Raw genomic sequence first — 3,076 nt, forward strand, 5'->3', positions numbered from 1 at the left:
CCCCGCCGCCGCCGCCGTGCGAGCCGACCTTGCTGCCGGTCGTGTCGATCGGCGTCAGCGATGCGTCCGGTTCCGAGTCGCCCGACGCCGGCGGTGCGACGCCGGGGGCAATCCGTTTTACCGTCTCGCGCAGCGGCAGCACCGTCGCCGATTTGATCGTCGCGTTGCACCCCTTCGCCGGCGCGGCCATCGTCGGCGCCGACTACGCCGGCGGCGGTGCCGGCGTGACGATCCCCGCCGGCCAGTCGTCGGCGACGTTTTCGCTCACCCCAGTGGACGACGGCCTCTTCGAACGCAGCGAAAAGGTGATCGCGATCCTCGCCGCCTCAAGCAACTATTGGCTGAGCGGCGCGTTCAAAGCCCAAGGCGCGATCGCGGATAATGATATCGATCTGGCGATCGATTCGAATAATGATGGGCGGTTCGGCAAGGCCGATGACGCGGTGGAGGACGTCACTGGGGACGACGCTCGGCCGGGGAAGGTCATGCTCATCAGCGATTCTGATTCCGATCGTGACGGCATTCCCGATTTCGCGGATGGGTTTGATCTTTTGGAAGATTTTACTTCGGATGATCAATCCACCGCAACCCGCCTTGTGCCGATCCGGTTTGCCGTGCCGGACGCCGATTACTCGTCGGCTCAGATAAGGGTTACCTACAGCGCCTCTGATCCGGCTGCGCTTGAGGCGTCGTTGGATGATCCGTATGTCCTGCCCGACGGCTCAATGCGGCTCTGGCGCACCGCAGGCTCCGCGGCGCGTGACAAACGATCGATCAGCGCCGGCGGGGATTACCTCTCGCCGGGCGTTTACACGGCGGCGCAGTTGGGGCTAAGCGGCGGCGGCACCACGACGTTCTACGTCGAGGCGTTGACCGTCAGCGAAGCAGTCGCCGACGTCGCCGTCTTGTTCGAGTTCAAACCCAATTCTTCTGCAAGCACATGGCAGAGCGACCAGGTGCGGCTGACGGCGACGCGGATCGAGATATTGGGAAGAGGATACGGCGAGTCGGAATTTCGCGTCGTCGATAGGCTGATCGCTTCCAACCTCAGCGTCGATCCGAACGCCAATCAGGGTTTCACGCGCGGGGCTTTTGAAGTGCATAAGGTGCGAGTCACGGATCCGCGGACTAGCGGGATTTCACAGCTTTTTGTTTCCAGACAGCCGTTGCCTCTATCCCCTCAAAGTTCTCGGTACGAGACGCCCGAGTTTGTTGCGGTTAGGCCGGGACCGCAAGTGAATTTCGCGCAATCCTATCCGAGGGTAACTCTTCATAGCGACAGCGCACAACTTCGCTATAATCCTGCAGTGATGGCTGCCGTTGCCGGTGACGTTAGCGAGCCTCCGGCTCATATCGCCGCACTGGGTGCCGCCAAAGAGCTCGCTGTCGAGCAAATGGAAAACGAGAACTGGTCTGGCGGCAACAATACCGGCGCCTTTGGCATTGAAGTTCATCGACGGGCGTCGTTGATCCTCAGCGCCGCAGATCAACGCTGGATGGCGGATTTGTATGTCAACCGAATTAGCGGACAGATTGTTTCACTCGGTGCTTCCCCGCCCGGCGGAGTTACAGGAACGACTCAGGTTGATTTGATATATATGAAACAAGGTCAGCTTTTCCAAGTCGGACAAGTGTTTGATGCCAACAAAGTTACGGACCTTGCGGAAATCAAGACCAGCATCGACAAAACAATCTTGCCACCTCAGCTTAACAGATTGAAAGCGTTGATGGGTGGCCGCGAGATATGGGTGTCGCAAGGTACGGAGCGTCGCTGGACAGCCGGAAGCGGCTGGCATCTGAATAAGCGGTTCAAAAATCTCATTAGGCTGTTAGGTATCTTGGGAGCCGCCAGCGCGGCTTGGAATCTGATGGACACCTCGGCGCACGCGACCGAGCTGGAAACCCTTCGGGATTCGATCGAAGAAATTAAAGCCCGAAATTACGCCGCCATGCCCGATGGAGAAACTGCAAAGTTGTTGGACCAGATCGACATGATCCATCAAGTCGGCGATTACCTTTCTCATTACACGCCTGATGACACGATCATCGACCTCATCAAGGTTGGGACAATGTATAAGATCATCGCGGATTGGGATGCGAGCGACGAGTAGTGGGACAATCATGGAGTTGAAATGTCTCAGAATGGAGTACTTTGCGTCTATTCGACGGAACAACCGGCAGATGCCGGGCTACTTTTGGATCGAATTCTCGATTACCTTCGACCGACGAGAATTGACGTTGTCAGTCTGCAGGCGAATGCAGATCGAAGTTGGGAACAGTTTCAAAGCGCCGAGGACTATGACTACGGTTCGAAATTGTTGCCGGTACCTCAAGACCGGCGAGAGATCAAGAATTACATTACCGCCGATCGGTATCTTTATATCAGTTTGCTCGATTCGCCGGTCGCGACTCGAATCTCCGGCGCGGTCGCACACGACATCCCGGTCGCCATCCGAGAATTGTTTCTGCCGACCGACCCGGGCATCTGTATCGGCCCGCACGACTTGTTCGACGTGGACGAAGACGATAACGGCTTTTTTTTCGGGCGCGCGTTCGCGTCGGTGCAGTTCTTCGGAAATACGCTCGCGCCCGATATGAAAGAGTTTACTCGTCGTCTGCTTGCGTTACCCGAACTGCACGCCGTGCAACAGGAGTTGCTTCCGATCATGGGGGCAACGAAGTGCTGTATGATCTGGTCTTTTTAGAACGTCGAAGCAACAGTAAGGACCTCATCCGATGGATTTTGAAGGAAGAAGGGCCAGCACGTTTTACACCACCGTTCCTTCGGAAATTTACCGAGACGGCCAGTGGGTGAAAAACGAAAAGCATGTGGCGCGCCGGTTTGCGTACGATTTCATCGGCTTGGGTGATTCCGGGATAGTCAGCGTGGCGGCGTACAACGGAGCCGACGATGATGCGTATTTCGCCCAGTTCCAAATGGTCGTGCGTCGCAGCACGGTGTTGCCGGGTTCCAACGCACCGTGGTACGCGCAAAACGCGAGCAACTTGGCGCAGAAGCGCGTCGACCTAGAGCTTCTGGCGAAATCAATGTTTGGCCTTCTCAGATATTCAGTCG

3 protein-coding genes are annotated in these 3,076 nt (G+C 57.1%); all 3 read left to right on the forward strand.

The features are described from left to right. Window positions 1–2,111 (forward strand): hypothetical protein (locus SGJ19_12705; GenBank protein MDZ4781106.1); only part of this gene is annotated, 2,111 nt, incomplete at its 5' end. 21 nt (window positions 2,112–2,132) lie between these two features. Beyond that, window positions 2,133–2,705 carry a hypothetical protein gene (locus SGJ19_12710; GenBank protein MDZ4781107.1) on the forward strand — a complete coding sequence of 191 codons (573 nt, stop codon included), beginning with the start codon at window positions 2,133–2,135 and terminating at the stop codon, window positions 2,703–2,705. A 31-nt stretch (window positions 2,706–2,736) separates the two neighbouring features. Continuing rightward, a partial coding sequence (locus SGJ19_12715) for a hypothetical protein (protein MDZ4781108.1) occupies window positions 2,737–3,076 on the forward strand: 340 nt, incomplete at its 3' end.

It is taken from the genome of Planctomycetia bacterium (assembly GCA_034440135.1).
Lineage (GTDB): Bacteria > Planctomycetota > Planctomycetia > Pirellulales > JALHLM01 > JALHLM01.